At 70.2% G+C, this 23,259-nt stretch carries 21 protein-coding genes and 1 tRNA gene; 11 read left to right on the plus strand and 11 right to left on the minus strand.

Features of this window, described 5'->3' with window-relative positions:
- Positions 1-541 precede the first annotated feature (541 nt).
- From ACH442_RS39580 to ACH442_RS39610, 7 genes are all read right to left on the minus strand, one after another.
- Positions 542-2,245 (minus strand): DEAD/DEAH box helicase, encoded by a 1,704-nt coding sequence (locus ACH442_RS39580; protein ID WP_396343266.1) that lies wholly within the window; start codon positions 2,243-2,245, stop codon positions 542-544.
- Positions 2,246-2,348: 103 nt separating this feature from the next.
- Positions 2,349-3,056 (minus strand): hypothetical protein, encoded by a 708-nt coding sequence (locus tag ACH442_RS39585; RefSeq protein ID WP_396343267.1) that lies wholly within the window; start codon positions 3,054-3,056, stop codon positions 2,349-2,351.
- The gene (locus ACH442_RS39590; RefSeq protein WP_396343268.1) at positions 3,046-3,597 is read right to left on the minus strand and encodes a hypothetical protein; all 552 of its coding nucleotides are present in this window, start codon (positions 3,595-3,597) and stop codon (positions 3,046-3,048) included. The genes ACH442_RS39585 and ACH442_RS39590 overlap by 11 nt, the downstream gene beginning before the upstream one ends.
- A 6-nt stretch (positions 3,598-3,603) precedes the next feature.
- On the minus strand, positions 3,604-4,230 hold the full coding sequence (locus tag ACH442_RS39595; protein WP_396343269.1) for a WXG100 family type VII secretion target: 627 nt from the start codon (positions 4,228-4,230) through the stop codon (positions 3,604-3,606).
- Between the two features lie 71 nt (positions 4,231-4,301).
- Positions 4,302-4,625 (minus strand): type VII secretion target, encoded by a 324-nt coding sequence (locus ACH442_RS39600; RefSeq protein ID WP_396343270.1) that lies wholly within the window; start codon positions 4,623-4,625, stop codon positions 4,302-4,304.
- Positions 4,622-5,014 (minus strand): YbaB/EbfC family nucleoid-associated protein, encoded by a 393-nt coding sequence (locus tag ACH442_RS39605; protein WP_396343271.1) that lies wholly within the window; start codon positions 5,012-5,014, stop codon positions 4,622-4,624. The genes ACH442_RS39600 and ACH442_RS39605 overlap by 4 nt, the downstream gene beginning before the upstream one ends.
- Before the next feature lie 123 nt (positions 5,015-5,137).
- A complete protein-coding gene (locus ACH442_RS39610) occupies positions 5,138-6,832 on the minus strand; it encodes a hypothetical protein (RefSeq protein WP_396343272.1) in 1,695 nt (564 codons plus the stop codon).
- A 1,017-nt stretch (positions 6,833-7,849) separates the two neighbouring features.
- Between ACH442_RS39610 and fdh the strand changes: the two genes are divergently transcribed.
- From fdh to nrfD, 3 genes are read left to right on the plus strand one after another with little or no spacing between them, the layout of a single operon-like run.
- A complete protein-coding gene (fdh, locus tag ACH442_RS39615; protein WP_396343273.1) occupies positions 7,850-11,044 on the plus strand; it encodes a formate dehydrogenase in 3,195 nt (1,064 codons plus the stop codon).
- Between the two features lies 1 nt (position 11,045).
- Positions 11,046-11,984, plus strand: a complete 939-nt coding sequence (locus ACH442_RS39620; protein WP_396343274.1) for a 4Fe-4S dicluster domain-containing protein — start codon at positions 11,046-11,048, stop codon at positions 11,982-11,984.
- Positions 11,985-11,995: 11 nt separating this feature from the next.
- Positions 11,996-12,961, plus strand: a complete 966-nt coding sequence (gene nrfD, locus ACH442_RS39625; RefSeq protein WP_396343382.1) for an NrfD/PsrC family molybdoenzyme membrane anchor subunit — start codon at positions 11,996-11,998, stop codon at positions 12,959-12,961.
- A 338-nt stretch (positions 12,962-13,299) separates the two neighbouring features.
- On the opposite strand, the gene ACH442_RS39630 is transcribed toward nrfD, so the two are convergent.
- Positions 13,300-14,004: a hypothetical protein gene (locus ACH442_RS39630; RefSeq protein ID WP_396343275.1), complete on the minus strand. Its 705-nt coding sequence runs from the start codon at positions 14,002-14,004 to the stop codon at positions 13,300-13,302.
- Here ACH442_RS39630 and ACH442_RS39635 point away from each other — a divergent pair.
- Positions 13,970-15,787 (plus strand): hypothetical protein, encoded by a 1,818-nt coding sequence (locus ACH442_RS39635; protein ID WP_396343277.1) that lies wholly within the window; start codon positions 13,970-13,972, stop codon positions 15,785-15,787. The two genes, ACH442_RS39630 and ACH442_RS39635, sit on opposite strands and share 35 nt — an antisense overlap.
- A 72-nt stretch (positions 15,788-15,859) precedes the next feature.
- Here ACH442_RS39635 and selD read toward each other — a convergent pair whose 3' ends face one another.
- A complete protein-coding gene (gene selD / locus ACH442_RS39640; protein ID WP_396343278.1) occupies positions 15,860-16,858 on the minus strand; it encodes a selenide, water dikinase SelD in 999 nt (332 codons plus the stop codon).
- 57 nt (positions 16,859-16,915) lie between these two features.
- Between selD and ACH442_RS39645 the strand changes: the two genes are divergently transcribed.
- From ACH442_RS39645 to selB, 3 genes are all read left to right on the plus strand, one after another.
- Positions 16,916-17,011 (plus strand) — tRNA-Sec (locus ACH442_RS39645).
- A 51-nt stretch (positions 17,012-17,062) separates the two neighbouring features.
- Positions 17,063-18,415 (plus strand): L-seryl-tRNA(Sec) selenium transferase, encoded by a 1,353-nt coding sequence (gene selA / locus ACH442_RS39650; protein WP_396343279.1) that lies wholly within the window; start codon positions 17,063-17,065, stop codon positions 18,413-18,415.
- A 52-nt stretch (positions 18,416-18,467) separates the two neighbouring features.
- Positions 18,468-20,204, plus strand: a complete 1,737-nt coding sequence (gene selB, locus ACH442_RS39655) for a selenocysteine-specific translation elongation factor (protein ID WP_396343280.1) — start codon at positions 18,468-18,470, stop codon at positions 20,202-20,204.
- Here the strand turns inward: selB and ACH442_RS39660 are convergent.
- On the minus strand, positions 20,167-20,541 hold the full coding sequence (locus ACH442_RS39660) for a nucleotide pyrophosphohydrolase (protein ID WP_396343383.1): 375 nt from the start codon (positions 20,539-20,541) through the stop codon (positions 20,167-20,169). The two genes, selB and ACH442_RS39660, sit on opposite strands and share 38 nt — an antisense overlap.
- Before the next feature lie 215 nt (positions 20,542-20,756).
- Between ACH442_RS39660 and ACH442_RS39665 the strand changes: the two genes are divergently transcribed.
- The 3 genes from ACH442_RS39665 to ACH442_RS39675 are packed head-to-tail and all read left to right on the plus strand — an operon-like array spanning position 20,757 to position 22,030.
- A complete protein-coding gene (locus ACH442_RS39665) occupies positions 20,757-21,149 on the plus strand; it encodes a hypothetical protein (RefSeq protein ID WP_396343281.1) in 393 nt (130 codons plus the stop codon).
- Complete coding sequence (locus ACH442_RS39670) at positions 21,142-21,789, plus strand: hypothetical protein (protein WP_396343282.1); 648 nt, start codon at positions 21,142-21,144, stop codon at positions 21,787-21,789. Before ACH442_RS39665 ends, ACH442_RS39670 begins: the two co-directional genes overlap by 8 nt.
- The gene (locus tag ACH442_RS39675) at positions 21,731-22,030 is read left to right on the plus strand and encodes a DUF4334 domain-containing protein (RefSeq protein ID WP_396343283.1); all 300 of its coding nucleotides are present in this window, start codon (positions 21,731-21,733) and stop codon (positions 22,028-22,030) included. Before ACH442_RS39670 ends, ACH442_RS39675 begins: the two co-directional genes overlap by 59 nt.
- 47 nt (positions 22,031-22,077) lie before the next feature.
- Here ACH442_RS39675 and ACH442_RS39680 read toward each other — a convergent pair whose 3' ends face one another.
- Entirely contained in the window at positions 22,078-22,482 is a 405-nt protein-coding gene (locus ACH442_RS39680; RefSeq protein ID WP_396343284.1) for an SHOCT domain-containing protein, read from the minus strand.
- A 303-nt stretch (positions 22,483-22,785) separates the two neighbouring features.
- On the opposite strand from ACH442_RS39680, the gene ACH442_RS39685 reads away from it, so the two are divergent.
- Complete coding sequence (locus tag ACH442_RS39685; RefSeq protein WP_396343285.1) at positions 22,786-23,190, plus strand: DUF732 domain-containing protein; 405 nt, start codon at positions 22,786-22,788, stop codon at positions 23,188-23,190.
- The last annotated feature ends 69 nt before the right edge of the window (positions 23,191-23,259 follow it).

A 23,259-nucleotide genomic window follows, 5' to 3' on the forward strand; every position in this document is an offset into this window, starting at 1 on the left:
CACCGCCTTGATGCCTTTTCGGGTGCTCGGGCAGCAGCGGCTGCGCGAGGTGCCACAACGCTTCCGGGCAGAACTTCTCTACATCACCCACACCCGTACAACGAATGACCTTGCGCTACAACAACCCCAAACGAGATGCGGTCTAAGGTCGACGAGAACCAAACGTTGCTCCGGATTCGCCACCGCGGCGATTCGTTCGGCGACCCTGTCGGCGACGTCCGGCGGTCGCTTGCTCGACCACAGGGCGAGGGGTGCCATCGGGCTCGTCAGCAACACGCCGGGTTCGAGGTCGTCGGGACGCTGACCGAGCGGTATTCCAGCTTCAGCCGGTCACGCTGGAAGGATCCGGGATGGCCGCCGCCGACGGGCCACACGACGGTCTGATGAATCCGGTGCTTCGGGCGCCTTGTGCAAACCGTCGTAGTCGCGCGACGTGGATCTGTCGGACATGTCCCCCTCTTCCGCCACGTCACTGTGCGGTATATGTCGTGCGACTACCCTACGCGGAGCAAGTGACGTGCGACAAGAGGGGGAACGATGCTCAGTTGCCGGGGCGGTCCCGGCGGACGGTGGGGCGGCGGCCACGGATCGTGCTGTGGCTCAGGGCGCGAATCACCCGATCGGCGTCAGCCTCGGGGACCTCGACCAGTGAAAAGCGGTCAGTGATCTGGATGGCGCCGACATCCCGGGCCGGCAGGCCGGCCTCGCCGGCGATCGCGCCGACCAGGTCCTGCGGGCGCAGCCCGGCACGGCGACCCAGGCCGACGAAGACCCGGGTCACGGAGTCGCCACCGGGCCGGTTGCGGCCCGGCCGCCGGTTGTCGAAGCGTTCGCCACCAGGGCCGTTACGGCGACCGGCGCGGTTGTCGAATTCGCGTTCGCGCTGCGGCGCGACCGACGGGATCTCCGGCTCGTCGACGTCGCCGCCGTTCGCCTCGTGGATCAGCTTCAGGCAGGCGAGCGCGACCTGCTCCAGGTCCGCGTCGTCGGTCAGCGAGTCCAGAACTGATCGGAACCGGTCGAGGTCGTCGGCGTCCATGGCGGTCTGCACCGTGTTGCGGACCAGTTCCAGGCGGCGGGCGCGCAGGTCGGTCACGGTGGGCAGCTTCTCCAGGGCGATCCGCTGGCCGGTGAGGCGCTCGATCGCCTTCAGCATGCGCTGCTCGCGCGGCTCGGCCAGGGTGATCGCGGCGCCGGTGCGCCCGGCGCGGCCGACCCGGCCGATGCGGTGCACGTACGCCTCCGGGGCCGACGGCACGTTGAAGTTGATCACGTGGGTCAGCTGCTCGACGTCCAGGCCGCGGGCCGCCACATCCGTCGCGACCAGCAGTTCTGTCGAGCCGGCGCGCAGGCGGCCCATCACGCGGTCACGCTGGTCCTGGCTCAGGCCGCCGTGCAGGGCCTCGGCGCGGAACCCGCGGCCGTTGAGGCTCTCCGTGACCTCTTCGACTTCTTCCCGCGTACGGCAGAAAACGATCGCCGCCGTCGGTGCCTCGACATCGAGCACGCGGCCGAGCGCCGCCGCCTTGTGCGGACGCGCGACCAGGTAGGCGCTCTGGCGCACCGACGGCAGCGCATCCGCGGCCGTGGGCTCTCGGCGCATCGTGATCCGCAGCGGTTCACGCAGGTGACGTTTGGCGATCGCGTCGATCCGCGGCGGCATGGTCGCCGAGAACAGGACGGTCTGCCGCTCCTCGGGCGTCTCCGTGAGGATCGCCTCGATGTCCTCGGCGAAGCCCATGTCGAGCATCTCGTCGGCCTCGTCCAGGACGACGGTCTTGACGCCGTCGAGACGCAGGGTCTCCCGCTCGATGTGGTCGAGGATCCGGCCGGGCGTGCCGACGACCACGTCCACGCCGCGCCGCAGTACCTGGAGCTGCCGGCTGATCGGCTGCCCGCCGTAGACCGGGAGCACCCGGACGTTGAGCTCCCGCCCGTACCGGTGAACCGCCTGTGAGACCTGCTCGGCAAGCTCCCGGGTCGGGACGAGCACCAACGCGGTCGGCCCGTCGGAGTTGCCCGGGGTCAGGCTCTGCAGCAGCGGCAGCGCGAACGCGGCCGTCTTGCCGGTGCCGGTCGCGGCCTGCCCGACCAGGTCATGCCCGGCCACGATGGGGGCGATGGCCTCCCGCTGGATCGGGGTGGGCTCCTCGTAACCGAGATCAGCAAGGGCGCGCAACAGTTCGGGACGCAACCCCAGCTCGGCGAAACCTGTATCGGTGCTGGTAGCGGGGTCTACGTCCATGTGGGCAGAATACGGAGTGCAGGCACCGATCCGCACATCGGGCGATCCACGACACACTCCCGCAACACCGAGCGACGTGCTCGCGGCTCGCTGTAGCCGAAGGTCACTCGGGGAGGGCCGCCAAGGTGCTGAGGGCATCAGGATACGAATGAAAATGCAGGTCGGTCCGGGACGTCTGATCGGCCAGGACGATGGTGATACCGGCAATTCGCGGGAGTTTTGCGAGGATTTCGCCGATGTTGGCGGGCGTGAAATCGAGAGTGGCGAGGATCGGACGGCCACCGGCCAAGCCGTTGAGGTCGTCGATCTGGAACTCTTCCGGGTATTCGGGGGATTCGTCGCGGAGGAACTGCCAGGCGTCCCGGTATTCCGAGAACACATCGACCTGGAAAAGGGTGGCGTTGAGGTCGGGATAATCGTCGTGGCCGCTGAAGACCCAGCTGGGATCGTCGTCGTGAGACACCTCGATGCCCGCGTAGACGATGCCGAGATGAGCTGCGCGGAGGGCCGAACGCACGGCATGCGGGGGCACGGCATTCACCAAGGGCTGAACGAGACTGGCGCCGACACGCCGCGCGGCGGCGATCAGGCGGTCGGGTTCGTCGTTGGAGAGGTCCATGGCCGCCACCACTGTTGCTGCCCGGACCGCGGCGGTGACCTCGACGGCCTGGCCGACGGTCAGTGTCCGGTGGTCGGCGAAGCGGGCGTTCACGGCCAGGTCGACGGCGATCATGGTGACGCCCCGGGCTTCGAGCGCGGCCGCCTCGGAGGCCGATTGCACGCGGTCGACCTTGATGATCTTATTCGTCATAACGCACCACCTGGCCAGCCAGCCTTTCAGCGCCGCGGAAGTCGCCGGGCACAACCCAGATCTTCCCGTTCACGTTCAAAGAGATTCTCCAGTACGGCGACCCCTCCGGCGTGTGTCGTCCGCCGCCCGGGTGCACCTCGATGTTGGTGATCATCGGGTGGCCGAGGACGCGCACCTGGACGGCCTTGCCGGACGTGCCCGCCTTGAAGGTCTGCTCGGGATACGAGGTGTAGCCCGCGGCGGTGAACTGGTCCGCGAGTTCCTGCGCGGACTTCCCCTTCACGGACAGAGGGCTGGTGGCGATCTGGTCGACGAACGTCTTGGCCGCCCGTCCCTCGGCGGTGGACGGCTCGCCGGGATGCTGCTCGGTGGGCGCCGGACGCGACTGGCCCGGGTGTTTCCGAGACCTCTGCGAGCGGCCACCCCGAATGCTGTCGGACGCGGAATCATGCCCGGTACCGATGCTCGCGGCACCGGGCGAGCCGTGTGGCCGTGCGTGCGGGGGCCCACCGCTGTCGCCGGGCGGCTTCGAGCGTGACATCGGCGCCTACCCGTTGATCAGGCGGGAGAGGTTGGTGAGGCTGGTGGTCAGGGCGGTGGTGTAGCCGGCTATTCGGGCCCCCCACTTGGCCACCGCCGCGACGATCTGGGTGGCGATCGCCGGGATGGTGATGATGGCCAGGGACTCCAGGGTCCAGACGACGACTCGGGCCACCAGGTCGGCGATCAGGTCGCGGACCACGTCCCGGGTGAAGCGGACCAGGTTGCCGGCGGCTTCGGTGGCGGCGGACAGGGCGGCGGCGGTGCCGCTCAGGATTCCCAGGGCGGTCACGTTGTGGGACATCATCGACGTGTAGGCCGTGGCCGCGGTGCCCTGCCAGTCCGGCAGGCCGCCGGCTGTTGCGTGCTGGAGGTCGGCTGCGGTGTCGTTGAGTGACGTGGCGATGTTCTGCCAGGTGGCGGCGTCGGCGGTGACTCGTTCCGGTGCGCCGGTCAGCTGGTCGAGCATGTGACGCAGGGGCTCGAAGTATTCCATGGCCCAGGCGAGGCCGTTGGCCAGCAGGGTTCCGAACGGGTCGATGGCGGCTGAGGCCACGCTGACGCCGGTGGTCGCGCCGGTCAGGAGGCCGTCCACCCAGTCGCCGCCGCGGATGGTGGTGACCAGGTCGGCCATGTCCCCGATCATGGTCGCGCCGAGAGCGGAGCCCGGATCCGGCACGGCAGCGACCGGTGGGGCCGGCGACGTCATGGGAGGCCGCCGGCGTCGCGGATGGTGGTGGCGGAGCGCGAGTCGGTCGACTCGTAGTCGGTGGCGGTGGCGTGCAGGTCCTCGGCCAGCAGGCCGAGGTTCTCGGCGAGGTAGGCGGTCAACTCGTCCTGCCGGCGGTGCCGGGCAGCGAGGACCGCCGGCAGCCAGCTGCACAGCAGTCCGAACGCGGCGCTGTCGTGCTCGATGGCGGAGCTGGCGGCCCGCACCGCGGCGAGACGGTCCTGGAGGGCGCGCACGTCGGTGGCGTGCCGGCGGATCTGGAACGGGTCGGCGAGGACCCCGTCGGCCGAGGCGATCATTGTGGACTCCCGGGCCGGCCGAGGCGGTCGGCCATCCGGGTCAGCATCTCGCGGGCCGCTGCCGAGTCCGGGCCGATGCTCTCCAGGATGATCCGCCGGGTCTGTTCGGCGGCTTGGCGGCGGGCGTCGTTGAGCGTCGCCAGGACGGTGCGGGCCAGCGTGTCCGGCCCGTGCTGGATGGCGCCCGGGCCGAACCGGAGGTCGGTCAGCGCGCCCTGTGTGTCGATGGTCAGCTCGACCAGGCGGCGCGGGTCGCTCGCGGTGATGCGCAGGGCGCCGAGCCGGTCGCTCATCGCCCGGGTGCGGGTGACGAGCCGTTCCATGTCGTCGTGCCAGGCGGCGAGGCGTTCCAGTGCCATGCCGGGTTCGAGCAGCGGTTCTGAGGCCATGCGAAACTCCTCGTCAATGGTGCGGGAGGGTCTGGCCGGCCGGCCGGATCTCAACGTAGGCGAACGGGCACAGGTCCGCGACAAGCAATTCGTGGCCTGTGGATAACTAGTGACCGTGGTGTCTCAGCAGCCGGTGATCTGGTCGTGGTTCCAGCGTTGGGGACCGTTCTGGTTGACCACGACGATCTCGTCGGCGCCGTCCGGGCAGATGGATCTGGCGAGCGCCTTGAACTCGGCGTCGAAGTAGTCGCGGCCGGCCGTCTGGGGATATCCGGCGGGCGCGTCGATGTACAGCTCGACGATCCGTCTGCTGTCGGCCGGTGCGTGTCCGGCCAGGTCAGCGAGCGCGCTTTTGACGTTCGCGGCGATGGAGTCGCTGCTCACCGATCTGATCGGGATCGCGGTGAGTTTCGGATCCTTGCTGTGCACGAGCAGGTCGATGCCGTTGCTGTCGAGGGTCACGGTCGCGTCCGGGTCGGCGTGCAGGACGTCGGCGGCGATCTGCAACTGGCGGCGGCAGCCGGTCTTCTCGGTGACCGGTGTTCCGGGGACTCCGGTGTCGTACTCGAAGATCGGGTTCTGCAGTTCGGTGTAGAGGACTGCGGGGTTGTCGACGCGGCGGGAGGTGACCAGTTCGCCGATTTCCGGGAGCAGACCTTGGCTGACGGCGTTCTCGGTGGCTTCGATCGCCTTGTCGGGGTCGAATGCCGAGTTGCCGGTCATGGCGTCGAGTGTGAACAGCATGGCGGGTACTTGGCTGGGGTCGAGCCGGCTCAGAATCTGTGAGCGGCCGGGCACGAGACCTTTCTCCTGCAGTTCGCGCATCAGTTTGAGGTGGTCGCCGTGCAGTTGTGGGGTGTAGACCTGGGCCCGGTAGTCGGCGGAGACGTTCTTGTTGGTGGGCGCCGGGTTCGGGAAGCTCATCGCCGGTGTCGTGACGGTCTGGCCGGGCTGGAGCTCGCCGACGGATTCCACCTCGGTCGTCGTCATTCCGGGGGACACCGACGCGATCACGGAGGCGTCGCCAGGGGCGGTGCCGACGTTCTTCACCGTGACGGTCCAGGAGCAGTTCACGGTCCGGCACGTGTCGGCGTTGACGGTCACGTCGAAGGCCGGCAGTTTCGCGTCCGTTTTCTCGGCCAGGGCGTCTTTCGGGAGTTCGACGGTTTTCGCCTCGTCCGGCGGTGGATTGACCTGGGCACTGAAATAGGGCGGGGTCGGTCCGTTCGACGGGGCCAGCGCGTGCAGCGGTGAGTCCTCGCGCAACGGGCCGCCGAGCCACACCAGCCGGTACGGTTTCTCGCTGGTGAACAGCATCGTCCAGTCGTTGCGCCGCATGCCGGTCACGGGTTCGCCGGCCACCGAGGTCACGTCCGTGGTCGCTTTGCCGCCGTCGCGCACCCAATCGATGAGTCCGGCCAGCGATTCCGGGGCGAGGTCGGCGCTGTTCATCGGGAAGGCGAAACTGTCAGGCCGTACCCAATTGGCTTGAAGAACGGCGGTGCGGGCCGGGTCGCGACGTGCCCACCAGGCCTGATCGCCGCGGACCGTGGCATTCTCGCCGGAGGCGAGGTATTCGGCTCTTCCGCCACTGCCGGCGTCGGTGAGGGTGCCGGTGGCGTCGCCGCCTTTCGCGATGGTGAGGTCGCCGGTCACGTCCCATCTGTTCTGATCGAAATAGGTCACCTTCACCGCGGAGGCTTCCTGGCCGAGCAATGCGGTCGCTGCCTGCGCCGCGATCGACGACGGTTTCGCCGAGGTGTTGTCGTGACCGCGCAGATAGACGAGGCCGGCACCGGCGGCGAGAGCCAGGAACAACGCGAGCGCGATCAGCAGATAGGGCAGGCGGCGCGATTCCGGCTCCGCTTCGACTCCGCTTTCTTCCGGGGGTACGACGGGTGGAGGCGGAACCCGCGGTGCGGGCGGTGGGGGAGCCGTCCGTTGCTGCGGAACGGACGGCGCGGGAGGCATGAGAGGCGCGGGAGGGATGAGAGGCGCGGCCGGCGTGGACGGCGCTCGGGGTGGCGGCGCGACGGGTTCCGGGGCCTGCGGTGGAGGCTGCATCGGCGTCGGAGTCCGGGGCGGCGGGCTGCTCCAGGGTGGCTCCACGGTGCGCGGGGTTCGTTGCTGCGGAACTGCTCGCGGTGGCGCTTTCGGAGGCGGCGTGACAAGAAAAGGAGCTTGCAGTGGCGGGGTCTCGGAAGGGGGCGGCGCGGCCGGCGATCGTTGCGGCGGCGGTGCTGCCACCCGGGGCTGCTCAGCCGGGGCTTTCGCAGGTGGGGATGCGGCTTTCCGGGGCGGCGCGGCACCGGCCCACGGATTGCTGGTCGTCGGCGGCCCGGACTGCCAAGGCGACGAACTGGCGCGCTGAGCCGGTGAACCGGACTGCGGAACCGGGGTGGTGGCCGACGCCGGAGGCGTCGGAGGCGAGGGGGCCGGGCCGGGGGCTCCGGTGCGGTCGGCCGAGTGCCGCCCAGCCGGCGTTTCCGCTGGTCCCGCGCTGTCGGCCGCGTGCCGTCCGACCGGTTCCTCGGGCGAATCCGCTGCCTCGGCAGCCGGCGGCTGTCGCCTCGGCGGATGGACCCGCGGCGGTGGTGACGGCACCTGCGCAGGCGGATCCGGATCAGCGGGCCCACCCTTACGAGGCGGCGTGTCCCACGGCCCCGGGTAGTGCTCCCGCTCGCCTTCGTCGCGTTCCGAACCCACCGACAACTCCCATCCGTGACCGGACGGGACGATCCTAGTGACCGAAGTCCATAAACGCCGGGACGGCGAGATTTCTGGCACAAAGCGCAACCCGTGCGGTTGATCGGCGACGGGGTTAGGGTCGTCGGTATGGGCGTTCGCACCTGGATCGAGGGCTGGCCGGTCTACCGGCAGCTCACCGGCACCGACCCGCTGGGCCGGGGCGCCGCGGCCCAGAGTGCGCGTTCGAAGAGCTTGAGTGCTCGCACCGAGGACGCCGATTCGATGGCGCGCTCCGTGTGTCCGTATTGCGCGGTCGGCTGCGGTCAGCGGATCTTCGTGAAGGACGGCGAGGTCATCCAGATCGAGGGCGATCCGGACAGCCCGATCTCCAAGGGCCGTCTCTGCCCGAAGGGTTCGGCGAGCAAGAGCCTGGTCACCAGCGATCGCCGGCAGAGGAAGGTGCTCTACCGGCGGCCCTACGGGACCGACTGGGAGGAGCTGGACCTCGACACCGCGATGGACATGATCGCGGATCGGGTGCTGAAGGCTCGCGAGGAGACCTGGGAGGACGTCGACGACGAGGGCCGTCCGCTGAATCGGACGCTGGGCATTTCCAGCCTGGGCGGGGCCACGCTCGACAACGAAGAGAACTACCTGATCAAGAAGCTGTTCACGGCGGCCGGTGCGATTCAGATCGAGAACCAGGCGCGTATTTGACACTCCTCCACCGTTCCCGGTCTGGGAACCAGCTTCGGCCGTGGCGGGGCCACCGGATTCCTCCAGGATCTGGCTAACGCGGACTGCATCATCATCCAGGGTTCCAACATGGCGGAGGCCCACCCGGTGGGTTTCCAGTATGTGGTGGACGCGAAGAACCGTGGCGCGAAGGTCATTCACATCGACCCGCGGTTCACCCGGACCAGCGCGCTCGCGCACACGTATGTGCCGGTGCGGGCCGGGGCGGACATCGCTTTCCTGGGCGGCGTGATCAACTACATTCTCGAGAACGAGTTGGACTTCCGGGAGTATGTGGTCGCGTACACGAATGCCTCGATGATCGTCAGCGAGGACTTCCGTGACACCGAGGACCTGGACGGGTTGTTCTCCGGTTTCAACCCGGAGACCCGGGCGTATGACCAGAGCACCTGGACCTATGAGGGTCATGAGGAGCACGGTCAGAGCCACGGTGAGGCGCACGTCGACCGGGAGACCGCGTCGGGCCTGGAACAGGAATCGCACGGCCCGCCGATTCCGGCTGACGTGCCGCGCGATCCGACGCTGCAGCACCCGCGGTGCGTCTACCAGATCCTGCGGGGACACTATGCGCGGTACACGCCCGAGCTGGTGGAACGTCTCTGCGGGGTCCCGCAGGACAAATTCCTCGAGGTCTGCGAGGCGTGGACGAGCAATTCCGGCCGGGAACGGACCACCGCACTGGTCTATTCGGTCGGGTGGACGCAGCACAGTGTCGGCGTGCAGTACATCCGCACGGGCGCGATCATTCAGCTGCTGCTGGGCAACATGGGCCGGCCCGGTGGTGGCGTGATGGCGTTGCGCGGCCACGCCAGCATCCAGGGCTCGACCGACATCCCGACGCTGTTCAACCTGCTCCCGGGCTATCTGCCGATGCCGCACCACGAGCAGCACGAGACGTTCCGGAAATGGATCGACGCGATCCGCCACCCCGAGCAGAAAGGTTTCTGGGCGGACGCCGAGTCCTATGCCGTCAGTCTGCTCAAAGCCTATTGGGGCGACGCGGCAACCGCGGAAAACAATTGGGGGTACGACTTCCTGCCGCGCCTGACCGGCGACCACGGCACGTACCAGCAGGTCCTGAACATGATCGACGGCAAGGTGAAGGGCTATTTCCTGCTGGGGCAGAACCCCGCGGTCGGTTCGGCGCACGGTCGCGCCCAGCGGCTGGGCATGGCCAACCTGGACTGGCTCGTCGTCCGCGACCTGTTCATGATCGAGTCGGCGACGTTCTGGAAGGACGGCCCGGAGATCGCGACCGGGGAGATCGTCCCCGAGCAGTGCCGGACCGAGGTGTTCTTCATGCCGGCCGCGTCACATGCCGAGAAGGAGGGCACGTTCACGCAGACGCAGCGCATGTTGCAGTGGCGGGAGAAGGCTCTGGATCCGCCGGGCGACTGCCGTTCCGAGCTGTGGTTCTTCACCCGGCTCGGCCAGTTGATGCGCGAGAAACTGGCCGATTCGACGCTGCCGCGCGACCGAGGCCTGCTGTCGCTGAAATGGGATTACTCGGGCGACGACGGCGAGGAAGTGCTGCGCGAGATCAACGGCTACGACGTCGCTACCGGCGAGCCCGTGCCGAACTTCACCGCGCTCAAAGCTGACGGCTCGACCGCGTGCGGCTGCTGGATCTATTCGGGCGTGTTCAAGGACGGCGTGAACCAGGCCGCCCGCCGCAAACCCGGATCGGAACAGGACTGGGTGGCCCGAGAATGGGGCTGGGCGTGGCCGTCCGACCGCCGCACCCTTTACAACCGCGCCTCCGCCGACCCGCAGGGACGCCCGTGGTCCGAGCGGAAGAAATACGTCTGGTGGGACGCCGAGGCCGGTGAATGGACCGGTTACGACGTGCCCGACTTCGAGAAGAACAAGGCGCCCGACTATCGGCCGCCGGAAGGTGCGTCCGGGGTCGAGGCGATTGCCGGCGACGACCCGTTCATCATGCAGGGCGACGGGAAGGGCTGGCTCTACGCACCCAGCGGCCTGATCGACGGTCCGATGCCGGCACATTACGAGCCGATCGAGTCCGTGATCACCAACCCGCTCTACGGCCAGCAGGTGAATCCGACCCGCAAGACATATGCGCGACCGGACAATCCGACCAACCCCAGGAGCGAGATCTTCCCGTACGTCTTCAGCACCAGCCGGCTGACGGAACACCACACCGCGGGCGGCATGAGCCGCCAGTTGGCGTACCTGTCCGAACTGCAACCGGAGATGTTCGTCGAGGTGTCGCCGGCGCTGGCCGCCGAGCGCGGCCTGGAACACCTCGGCTGGGCGCACATCGTCACCGCCCGCGCCGCGATCGAGGCACGCGTGATGGTCACCGACCGGCTCACGCCGCTGCGCGTGGAAGGGCAGGTCATCCACCAGATCTGGCTGCCCTACCACTGGGGCAGCAGCGGCCTGGTCACCGGTGACTCGGCCAACGACCTGCTCGGCATCACCCTGGACCCGAACGTGCTCATCCAGGAGAGCAAGGTCGGCACGTGCGACATCCAGCCCGGCCGCCGCCCGACCGGTCCCGCACTGCTCGACCTGGTCCGGGACTACCGGGAGCGGGCCGGAATCGACCCGGAGGGGCACTGAGGTGGGGGAGAACAGCTTCTTCGGCCCGATCGACCCGGCCACCGACGCGGGCTATGTCGACGCGCCGCCGCGGATGGGATTCTTCACCGACACGAGCGTGTGCATCGGCTGCAAGGCGTGCGAGGTCGCCTGCAAGGAATGGAACGCCGTCCCGGACGACGGGTTCGACCTGCTCGGGCACTCGTACGACAACACCGGTGGGCTGAGCGCGAACTCGTGGCGTCATGTGGCGTTCATCGAGCAGCCGGTGACGGCTCACGACGTACCGGAAGCAATTGATGTTTTCGCAGCGGCCTCGGCCCCGGTCGGACCGCAATTCCTGGGAATGCCCGGGAAGGATCTTCCGGGGCGGACGCCGGATGCGCCGCGCACCGATTTCCGCTGGCTGATGATGTCCAATGTGTGCAAGCACTGCACACACGCCGGCTGCCTGGACGTGTGCCCGACCGGGGCGCTGTTCCGCACCGAGTTCGGCACCGTGGTCGTGCAGGAGGACATCTGCAACGGGTGCGGCTACTGCATTCCGGCCTGTCCCTACGGCGTCATCGACCAGCGCAAGGACGACGGTCGCGCGTGGAAGTGCACGATGTGTTACGACCGGATCGGTGACGGTCTGATGCCGGCGTGCGCGAAAGCCTGCCCGACCCAGTCCATTCAATACGGGGAACTGGAAGAATTGCGCGGGCGGGCGCAGCACCGGGTGGAGAAACTGCACGAGCAGGGCGTGGCCGAGGCCCGGCTCTACGGTCACGACCCGGAGGACGGGGTCGGCGGGGACGGCGCGTTCTTCCTGCTGCTCGACGAACCCGAGGTGTACGGGCTGCCGCCCGACCCGATCGTCACCACGCGCGATCTGCCGAAAATGTGGAAACGCGCCGGACTGGCCGGGCTCGCGATGGCCGCCGCGGTGGTCGTGTCATTTGTGGGAGGCAGGTCGTGAAAGAACGCCGGATGGTGCCGAAGGCCGATTTCCGGTCGTACTACGGGCGGCCGATCGTGCGTCCGGCGGTCTGGCATCACGACATCGCCGCCTATCTGTTCACCGGTGGACTCGCCGCCGGGTCGGCGCTCCTCGCCGCGGGCGGCGACGCGACCGGGCGGCCCGCGTTGCGCCGTGCCGGTCGGACGACCGCGCTCGGTGCACTCGTCGCCAGCACGTATTTCCTGGTCAACGACTTGGGGCAGCCGGCTCGGTTCCATCACATGCTGCGGGTGGCGAAACCGACGTCGCCGATGTCGATGGGTACGTGGATTCTGAGCGCGTTCGGGGCGGCGGCCGGTGTCGCCGCGGTGGCCGAGGCCGCGCCGCTGCTGCCCGAGCGCGGGGTGACCGGGCTGGCGCGGAGACTGCTGCCGCCGCTCGGGACCGCGGGGCAGTACGGTGCGGCGGTCGTGGCGCCGGCGCTGGCGACGTACACCGCGGTGCTGCTCGCCGACACCGCGACACCGAGCTGGCATGCGGCGTACCCGGAATTGCCTTTTGTCTTTGCCGGCAGCGCGCTGGCCAGCGGAGCCGGGGTCGGGCTGCTGGCCGCGCCGGTGGAGCAGGCCGGGCCGGCGCGGCGGATGGCGGTGCTCGGCGCGGCGATGGAGTTGTACGGCGCGCATCGCGTCGAGACCAGCAAGGGGATTCTGAGCGAGCCCTACGCCGAAGGACGGCCGGGCCGGTTGCTGCGGGCCGGGCGGGCGTTGACCGCGGCCGGGGTGGTGGGGGCGGTCCTCGGGCGGCGCAGCCGGGTGGTGTCGGCGCTGTCCGGGGTGTCGCTGCTGGCGGCATCACTGGCGACCCGATTCGGGATCTTCGAGGGCGGGGTCGCGTCGGCCGAGGATCCGAAGTACACGGTGGTGCCGCAGCGCGAGCGACTGGCCGCCAAGAAGAGTGACCCCGGGAGTGCCGCGGGTCCCGTCGCACCGTGATCGGACGGCCTCGGCGTGTGTTCCCGGAACGGTCGGAGGGCGCGCGCACGAATCGTCACCGGTGGGGCGTTTCGGACCTGGTGAGCCGTTTGCGAAAGTGGTAATCGCACCATTTCTTACGGTAATGGCCGGTCAGAAACTGGCTGGCGGGCGTCCGGTAGGCTGCAATCCTGGTCGATGGATCATCGATCGGCCACCGGGGAGGTAATGGACTTGAGCGCGCGGGATTCGTCCGACTGAAGGCCATCGATCATTGTAGCGACGCTGATGTCGTGCCGAATGTGAAATCCATTCCTACCGATCTTACGAACCGCCTTCCGCTCGGGGGAACACATGACTCAGCCGCCGCCGTGGCAACCACCGGAACAGCCGCCGCCCGACCAGGCCTGGAAGCCGCCGCAGCCGTCGATCCCGCAGCAGCGCCGGACGCACGACGAGCCGACCACGCCGGCCTCCGCCGCCCCGGCGCAGCAGCCGGAGCCGACGACGCCGGTTCCGGACGACCCTGCACCGGAATCGGAGCCGACGACGCCGGCCTCCGCCGCCCCGGCGCAGCAGCCGGAGCCGACGACGCCGGTTCCGGACGACCCGGCACCGGAATCGGAGCCGACGACGCCGGTTCCGGCCACGCCGTCGGAGCCGACCACGCCGATCTCGGGAGTCTCGTCGGAACCGACGACGCCGGTCTCCGCCGCGCCCGCGCCGACCACGCCGACCCCGGCCGCCTCGGCGCAGCCGTCCGAGCCGACGACGCCGGCTCCGGCCGACCCGACGCCGGTTCCGGCCGACTCGACGCCGGTTCCGGCCGACTCGACGCCGGTTCCGGCCGACTCGACGCCGCAATCGGAGCCGACGACGCCGATCTCCGGTGTTCCGGCAGCGCATCCGGAGTCGACGGCATCGGCCGCCGGGACGCCTGACCAGGCGCCGAAGGACGCGGATCCGACGACGCCACTCTCGGCGACGCCACTCTCCGCGACGCCGCAGTCGACGGCGCCGCAGCCCGAGGTGCCGCAGCCCGCGGCGCACTCCGAGCCCACCACGCCGATCTCCGGTCTGCCGCAGCCGGGCTCCGACCCGCTCGCCGCCGCCGCGCCGGGCTGGCCGCAGCAGCAGGACCCCTGGCAGCAACCCCAGCCCCCGCAGCAGCCGTGGCCTGGTCAGCCCGTTTCCGGCCAGCCGTGGCCCGGTCAGCCGGTTTCGGGTCAGCCGCAGCAGCCGTGGCCTGGTCAGCCGGTTCCGGGTCAGCCGCAGCAACCGTGGCCTGGTCAGCCGGTTTCGGGCCAGCCTCAGCAGCCGTGGCCCGGCGCGCAGGTCCCGGGCCAGCCCCAGCAGCCCTGGCCCGGTCAGCCGCAGCCCGGTCAGCCGTGGTCGCAGCAGCCGCCCGCCGGCTGGGACCAGCAGGGCTGGCAGCAGGCCCCGCCCCCGATGGCCCCGCCCCCGCCGAAGGAGCCGGCCAAGACCGACCGCCTCGCCGCGGCCGCCGGCAACGCCTCGTTCCTGAGCCTGGGCTACTTCCTGATGCGCCGCCCCGGCCTGGGCCTGCTGACCCTGGCCGTGTCGTTCATCCTGCTGTTCTTCGTGGTCCCGTCGGTGCACACCGTCCTGATCGAGGTCGTCGCCGTCCTCTGGTGGCTCGCGATGATCGTGCACGGCTGGTTCCTGGCCAAGGGCCCGGTCGAGCCGTCGGCCCGGCTGCGCCAGCGGATCATCGGGGTCGCCGCTGCCGTGGTGGTCCTGCTGATCCTGGGCCTGCTGCGGGTGCAGGCGGGTGGCATCGGCCAGGCCGTCACCGACGCCAAGGCCAACGGTGACTGCACGCACGCGCTGGAGAAACTCGACAAGGTGTGGCTGGGTCTGCGGATCGCGGACGCGCCACTGGCCGCCAAGGACGACGACACGGTCACCGCGTGCCACGAGCTGAACGAGGCGCGGGAGAAGCTGAGAATCGGCCTGATCTCGGCCGACACCACCGAGCTGAACAACGGTTTCAGCCAGCTCAACTCGGTGCTGGCGACCAAGCCGGGCCATGAGCGGATGACCGACAAGGTGCTGGACCAGTTCCTGGCCGGGCTGCCGGTCTCCGACGCCTGCAACACCGTGAAGATCACGCAGTGGCTCGGTGACCGGGCGAAGTCCGGCAACCAGTTGGACCGTTCGGCCGACGTGGTGCCGCAGCACGAGCCGACGGCGATGCTCGGCTGCGCCGACAGCTACATGACGGCGAAGAGCTGGGAGTCGGCGAAGGGCGCCTACCAGGCACTGATCAACAAGTACCCGAACGACCCGAACAAGGGCCGCGCCGAGGAGGGCATCGCCAAGGCGGAGCTGGCCATCGAGCTGGACACGCTGCGCGAGCGGACCCGGGATTCCTCCCCGACCTACTGCGAGAACCCCTCGAAGTACAGTGCCGCGAAGCCGTACGGCAAGGGCGTCAACAAGGCGATGGTCTTCGGCAACAGCACGCAGTCCGACCGGCTTCCGGGCGCGTGGAAGACCACCGACCCGGAGGGGGCGAACCTGATCCTGTGCCTCAGCTCCGACGCGCAGGGCACCGCGGTCCGTACCTGTGACTACCACAACGGGCTCGGCCAGGGCCTCTACCCGGTCACGTTCCACAAGGTGAAGGTGACCGTGAAGGGCTACGAGATCCGCACCGGCCGGTTGATCATCAACCAGACGCTGCAGTTCGGCGGGTCGAGCTGCCCGTCGACGGTGCACTACACGTCGACGCTCGGGACCGACTTCGGGCCGCCGCGTCACATGGACGTGTCGGTGGACGCGGCCGACGTCCGGGCCCAGTTCCAGAAGTTGATCGTGAAGTAGTCCGAGGGAAAGGGCGGGGTCATCCGGCCCCGCCCTTTCCTGTGTCCCGGGAACGGGCGGGTCGCCCGAGGGTCATCTGACTTGAACGGTGATCCCCTCGTACGCGGGAAGCAGTTCGCCGATGACCGGGAAGCCGGGCACCTCGCCGGCCACGAGCAGTCCACCCGAGGTCTGCGCGTCCGCGAGCAGCAGCAATTCGTCCTCGCCGGTCGCGCCGCCGTCCAGGTGCGGGCGGACCCAGTCCAGGTTGCGCCGGGTGCCGCCGCTGACGAACCCGTCGGCGAGAGCCTGCCGAGCGCCGTCCAGGTAGGGCACCGCCGCCGCGTCGACCCGCGCCGTCACGCCACTGGCCCGCGCCAGCTTGTGCAGGTGGCCGAGGAGTCCGAAACCGGTCACGTCAGTCGCGCAGACCACGCCTGCCGCCAGGGCGGCCTCGGACGCGGCCCGGTTCAACTCGGTCATCGCCGCGACCGCCTGCGGGAACGCCTCACCGGTCTGCTTGTGCCGGGAGTTGAGCACGCCGACGCCGAGCGGCTTGGTCAGGGTCAGCGGCACCCCCGGCTTACCGGCGTCGTTGCGCATCAGCCGGGCCGGGTCGGCGACACCGGTGACCGCCATGCCGTATTTCGGCTCGGGATCGTCGACGCTGTGCCCGCCGGCCACGTGACAACCCGCGGCGCGCGCCACGTCCAGGCCGCCGCGCAGCACCTCCCCGGCCAGCTCCATCGGCAGCACGTCGCGGGGCCAGCCGAGCAGGTTCACGGCGACGACCGGAGTGCCGCCCATCGCGTACACGTCGGAGAGCGCGTTCGCGGCGGCGATCCGGCCCCAGTCGTACGCGTCGTCGACCACCGGTGTGAAGAAATCCGCCGTCGCCACCACCGCGGTGCCGGCCGCGATCCGCACCACGGCCGCGTCGTCCCCGTCGTCCAGGCCGACCAGCAGCTCACCCGGCCCCTGCGGTGCCTCGCCCCCGATCAGCCCGGCGACCACCGACTCCAGCTCACCGGGCGGGATCTTGCAGGCACAGCCACCGCCGTGCGCGTACTGCGTCAACCGGATCGTCACCATCGCACTCTCGCACATGTCCCGGCGAGCGCAATCCGGACGATCCGATACGGTGATCGTGGAGGCGTTCAGGCGGCTGGTGCTCCTCGCGGTCTTCAAAACCGACGTGACCCGGGATCCGGGTCAGGCGGGTTCGATTCCCGTCCGCCTCCGCCAGCATCCTCGGGAGGCCGCGCACCTCTTGAAGGCCGCGCACTTCTTGGAGGCATGGTGACCGGAAAAGCCGCGGCGGGTTCCCGGCGCGAGGTCCGCGACGCGACTCCGTCACGTGCCGACTTCCGGAGACGGATCGCGCGTACGGACGTCGTGCTCGAGGACCCCAGGCTGCGCGCCGCGGCCGAGCGGCTCGGGCGGGGGCTGGTCAAGGACGCGATCCGCGCCGCTCAGGCCCGGGTTCGGGCCGGTGAGCTGGAGCCCGACGGTGTCGCTGACGCGGCGGTGGCGGCGCTGCCGGCGACCGCGGGCGGGCTCCGGCCGGTGCTCAACGCGACCGGCGTCGTCCTGCACACCAACCTCGGCCGGGCCGCGCTGTCGCCCGCCGCCGTCGACGCGATCGTCGCGGCCGGCGGAAACACCGATGTCGAGCTGGACCTGACGACCGGCAAACGGGCCCGCCGCGGACGGACGGCACTGGCCACCCTCGCCGGCGCGGTTCCGGCGGCCGGCGGCGTGCACGTGGTCAACAACGGTGCGGCGGCGCTGGTCCTGGCGGCCACGGCGCTCGCGGCCGGACGGGAGATCATCGTCAGCCGCGGCGAGATGGTGGAGATCGGCGACGGGTTCCGGCTGCCGGACCTTCTCGAGTCCACCGGGGCGCGGCTGCGGGAGGTCGGCACGACGAACCGTACGTCGGAGAAGGATTATGCGGCGGCGGTCGGCCCGCGGACCGGGTTCATCCTGAAGGTGCATCCGTCGAACTTCGTGGTCCGGGGCTTCACCAGCGCGGCCGAGATTCGCGCGCTGACCGGTTTCGGCGTGCCGGTCGTCGCGGACATCGGCTCCGGGCTGCTCGCGCCCGACCCGTTGCTGCCCGACGAGCCCGATGCGGCGAGCACGCTGCGGGCCGGCGCCGACCTGGTCATCGCCAGCGGCGACAAACTGCTCGGCGGTCCGCAGGCCGGGCTGCTGCTCGGCGATGCCGACCTGGTCGAACGCCTGCGCCGGCATCCTCTCGCCCGGGCGTTGCGTGTGGACAAACTGACGCTCGCGGCGTTGCAGGCGACGCTGGCCGGGCCGGTCACGCCGACGTGGCGGGCCCTCCGCTACGACGTCGACGAGTTGCGGGAACGCACGCTCGCACTGGCGTCGCGGCTGCCGACGGCCGAGGTCGTCGCGTCGGTCGCGGTCGTCGGCGGGGGAGGAGCGCCGGAACTCCAGCTGCCCTCCTGGTCGCTGTCGATTCCTTCCGCGTACGCCGTGAAACTGCGACTCTCCGAACCGCCGATCGTGGGCCGGGTCGAGCAGGGTCGTCTGCTGCTCGACCTGCGATGCGTCCCGCAGCCCGCGGACGACCTGATCGCGCACGCGATCCTCGCGGCCGGGGACCATCCGTGCACGTGATCGCGGGCGGTGGGCCGGAACGGGCCGATCGTTGTCGTGGCGGGAGGCTGCCGTGCACGTGATCGCGACCGCCGGGCACGTCGATCATGGGAAGTCGACGCTGGTCAGGGCGTTGACCGGGATGGAACCGGACCGCTGGGCGGAGGAGCGCCGCCGCGGCATGACCATCGACCTGGGGTTCGCGTGGACGACGCTGGAGTCCGGGGCGACGGTGGCGTTCGTGGACGTGCCGGGGCACGAACGGTTCGTGCCGAACATGCTGGCCGGGGTGGGCCCGGTCCCCGCCGCGATGATCGTGGTCGCCGCCGACGAGGGGTGGAAGCCGCAGTCGGCCGAGCACCTGGCGGCCCTCGGTGCCCTGGGGGTGCGGCACGGGCTGCTCGTCGTGACCCGTTCCGATCTGGCCGACCCCGGGCCGGCGACCACGGCCGCCCTAGCCGAGATCGCCGCCACCTCCCTCGGCCAGGTCGAGTCCGTGGCGGTCAGCGGGGTGACCGGGGACGGGCTCCCGGAACTGCGGGCGGCGCTGGATCGGCTGGTCGCGCAGCTGCCGTCGGCGGACGCCGGCGCGGCCGTGCGGTTGTGGATCGACCGGGCGTTCACCATTAAGGGCGCCGGGACCGTGGTCACCGGGACGCTCGGGGCGGGAATTCTGCGGGTCGGGGACGGGCTGGAGCTGACCGGTTTCGATCGGCCGGTTCGGGTGCGAGGGCTGCAGACTCTCGGGGTGACCGCTTCCGAGGTGCCGGGCGTCGCCCGGGTGGCGGTGAACCTGCGGGGCGTGGACAAGGACGCTGTCGGGCGGGGGACGGCGCTGCTGACGCCGGGGCGGTTCCGGCTGACCGAGTTGATCGACGTCCGGGTGCACGGGGACGCGGTGGCGGACCTGGCGTCGACGCTGATGCTGCACGTCGGATCGGCCGCGGTGCCGGTGCGGGTGCGGCCGCTGGGGGTGGACACGGCTCGGTTGCGGCTGGGGCGGGCGCTTCCCCTGCGGATCGGGGACCGGGCTCTGCTGCGGGATCCCGGACGGCACCATGTCGCCGGTGGGGTGACCGTGCTCGACGTGGTGCCGCCGGGGTTGCAGCGGCGGGGAGCTGCGGCGGTACGGGCGGCCGAGCTGGACGCGATGACCGGGGTGCCGGATCTCGCGGGGGAGCTGCGGCGACGGCGACTGGTGCACCGGGACGAGTTGGAGCGGATGGGAGTGCCGCTCGGGGTGCCGGTAGCGGGCGATTGGTTCGCGGATCCGGCGTACCGGGAGGCGCTGGCCGCGCGGCTGGCGGATGAGGTCAACGACTATGTCGCGAGAAATCCGCTGGAAACCGGCATTGCCGTGGAGGATCTGCGGCACCGGCTGGGACTACCGGCGCGGGAGATCGTGGACGCGCTCGTCCGGCCACCACTGACCGTCACGGGCGGGCGGGTCGCTCCGGCGGGACGATCACTGCCGGCCGGACTGGTCGAGGCGGTGGAGAAGGCATTCGACTCGGCCGAGCCGTTCGTGGCCCCCGAGACGTATCGGCTGGCCGCCCTCGGACTCGGCGCCCGTCAACTCGCCGCCGCCGTCCGGCTCGGACTCGTGGTCCAGCTCGCCCCGAACGTGGTGCTGCGCGCCGGTGCGGCCGAGGAGGCGGCCGCGGTCCTGGCCGCGATCCCGCAACCGTTCACGCTCAGTGAGGCACGGCAGGCGCTCGGCACGAGCCGTCGCGTGGCCGTCCCGCTGCTGGAGCTGCTCGACCGCACGGGCGTCACACGGCGGCTGGCGGATGATCGGCGTACCCTCTAATCGGTGATCTTGGCGGCGTTGCGCGGGCGGCCTCGACCGTGTAGCGGCGGCCGGCCTCCGCCAGTTTGTCGAGCGCCGCGTCGACCAGGTCGAGGCCGAGCACGTCCGCGAGCCGCACCAGGTAGACCGTGACGTCACCGATCTCGGCCCGGACCCGCGGACCCAGCTCCGGATCGGCCATCACCGCGGCCGACTGCTCCGGCGTCAGCCACTGCAGCTCCGCCAGCAGCTCACCGACCTCGCCGGCCAGCGCCATCGCCAGGTTCTTCGGGGTGTGGAACTGCTCCCAGTCCCGTTCGCGGGCGAACGCCCGTACCCGTTGCGTCAGATCGTCCATGCTTGCCACGGGTGTCAGTCCAGCACAGGGTGCGCGTCAGTAGTGGATCGGTCCCTTGATGCCGCCGCCGTCGACGGCCACGCTGCGGCCGATACCGCGGCCGGTGACGATGGCGCGTTTGCCGGGCAGTTGCCGATCCATTGACCCGGATCGCCACGCCCGCCGGTGAATGATCTTGCGGGAGCGTGCAAGCCCGGTGGTCGTACCCTCGGCGGGTGACCTTGCGGCAGTCGTTACTGCGGACTCTCGGCTCGGCGGCGGTCGGGTTCGCCATGGTGCTCCCCGCCGCCGTCTTCCTGAAAGATCTGCACCGGCAATCGGCGAGCGGATTCGGCGGGCTCGAGGCCGTCGCCGACATGGCTCTCATCTGGATCTTCGTGCTGCCACCGGTGGGCTGGCTGCTGTTGCGGCTCGTCGGCACCCGGCCGGCGTGGGTGGCCGCGCTGCTGGGGCCGGTGATGCTGGCAGTGGTGATCCGCCTGCTCCACCAGTCCGGCGGGCGACTCTGGCCGGCCGGGGTGTACGGGTTGCAGGGCGCCCTCGCGTACGCGATCACCGCCGTGCTGGTCCTCACCCCGTCCTACCTGCGCCGGACCACCGATGGTTGACCAGGAGTTCGACCGCCTCTGCCGGACCGTTTACGTGGCGGCCCGGTCAGGTTCTCTGAACTGCGCGGACGCGTTCGACCTGGCCGCCTCGGTGCTGGAATGGAAGCGGACGGACCCGGTCGCCACCGAGCTGGCGTTGTCGAGTCTCGACGGCGTGAACCGCTCCCGGACGGCCGAGCTCGCCCTGGCGCTGCTCGCGGAGATCGACTTCCAGCCGGGTTTCGCCGAGGAACCGGAATGGCTGGCGCGCGTCGAGGACGCCATGCGGGTGCTGAACCGGGACGTGATCGCGACCGGGCTGCGCCAGGAATGCCGGCTCGTGGTGCGGGACGACGAGTTCGGCCTCAACGGCAACGCCTACCCGACGACCTGGAACGGGTACTCGGGTACCGGACAGGGCGTGTTCCCGAGCGCCGGCGCCGATCCGATCACCGCGCTGGTGGCGGTGGCCGACGACGCGCAGGACGCGGTGATGCACATGCTGTGGGCGGCGTGGCCGGTGTGTCCCGGGCACGAGCGTGGTGTCCACGCCCGCGGCCGCGACGGTGCCGCGGTCTGGTGGTGCTCCGGGGACGGCGGGCATGCCGTGGCGGCGATCGGCGCGTGGCCACACCGAGCAGTCGATCGCCGATCTCGTTGATTCGTCGGTAGGCCGCCGCGCCGGCGGCCACCTCTGCGACGGTGGGGAGACGGCCAAGGGCGGGGCGAGCCGGTGGACGGTCGAGTTCCGAGGGGAGTCGACCGCGACGACGGTCCACGACGGGCAGCCTGTTCTCGGCCACTTCCCGGGGGCGGGGGAGAACAGCCTGCTCGGCGTCATGGACGGTAAGGGTGTCCGCGATCGGGGCCGGTTCCACTGCTTCCGGCTCGACCGGGAGTGAGGAGCCGGGCCCGGAGCGACGATCGGACGAGACCGGCCCGGCAGTGACTAAGCCGGCACCGAGTTCAGCGCCTTCGCCTTGAGCTGCTCGAACTCCGCCGCGTTGATCGCGCCCGAGTCCAGCAGTCCCTTGGCCGAGGCGATCTGGTCGGCTGGGCTGTCGCCGCGGGCCGGCGTGGCCACCGACCGGATGTAGGCCTCCTGCCGGTCCCGCATGTCGACCTGCGCGGCCATCGAGCGCTCGGTCATGCCGTTACCGCGGGCGATCAGGTAGGACAGCATCCCGATGAGCGGAAGGATGATCAGGAAGACGGACCACAGCGTCTTTCCCCCACCACCGAGGTCCTTGCTCCGGAACAGGTCCCCGAAGATCCAGAAGAGACACATGAACCAGGCCAGGAAGATGAAGAACTCCAGTGTCGCCAGCAGAAACGATCCGTTGTCGTCGAACATGGCACCAGTGGACCGCTCGGGGCGCCTTGTCTGCTTCATCCGCGGCGGAGCATTTCTGCCACGGCATCGACGTTGACGGATGTGCATCCGGGCGGCGCTCGTCGAGCCGGCCGGTGGGCCGTTCCTGCTGCGTGAGGTCGATATCGCCGGGCCCGGGCCGGTGGCGGTGCCGGTGCGGATCACCCTGCGAAGCCCGTAAGGGTTCGCGGGAGCGACGGCCCGCACCACAACGAAGCGAGGACATAGAGATCTTGATCTAGGTTCGTCCGTTCCTGATCGCGCGTCGGCATCGTTGAGCCGGGCATGTCTCGCAAGCTTGTCATCGCCGTTGCCGCGTTCGCCGTCTGCCTCACCGGGTGCTCCAGCGGCGCCAGTTCGACGGTCGCCCCGGCCGCGCAGAACTCCGCCGCGGTCCCGTCGCAGCCCGACCTGCGGGCCAGCATGGAGGCGCAGCTCGGGTTCCCGCCGAAGCCGGACGCGACGACCACCCGGGCCTACCTGGCCGATCTCAAGAGCATCGACCCGGGGCTGGTCTCCACGCAGGACGCGGAGGCGCTGGTCAACCGCGGCCGGGACCAGTGCCGCGACCTCAAGGCGCGCCCGGAGAAGGAATGGGTGACCGTCGCCAGCCAGCGGTTCAGCACCCAGCCGGCGGACGCCACGAAGATCATCAAGGTGGTACGGACGCGGCTCTGCCCCCAGTTCTGACCGGTTCCGCCCATGGTGGCGCGCGTGATTCCGGTTGACGGGTCGCCCCGGCATGGACAAAGGTCAATC

This window comes from Actinoplanes sp. NPDC020271, from assembly GCF_044388125.1.
Classification (GTDB): domain Bacteria; phylum Actinomycetota; class Actinomycetes; order Mycobacteriales; family Micromonosporaceae; genus Actinoplanes.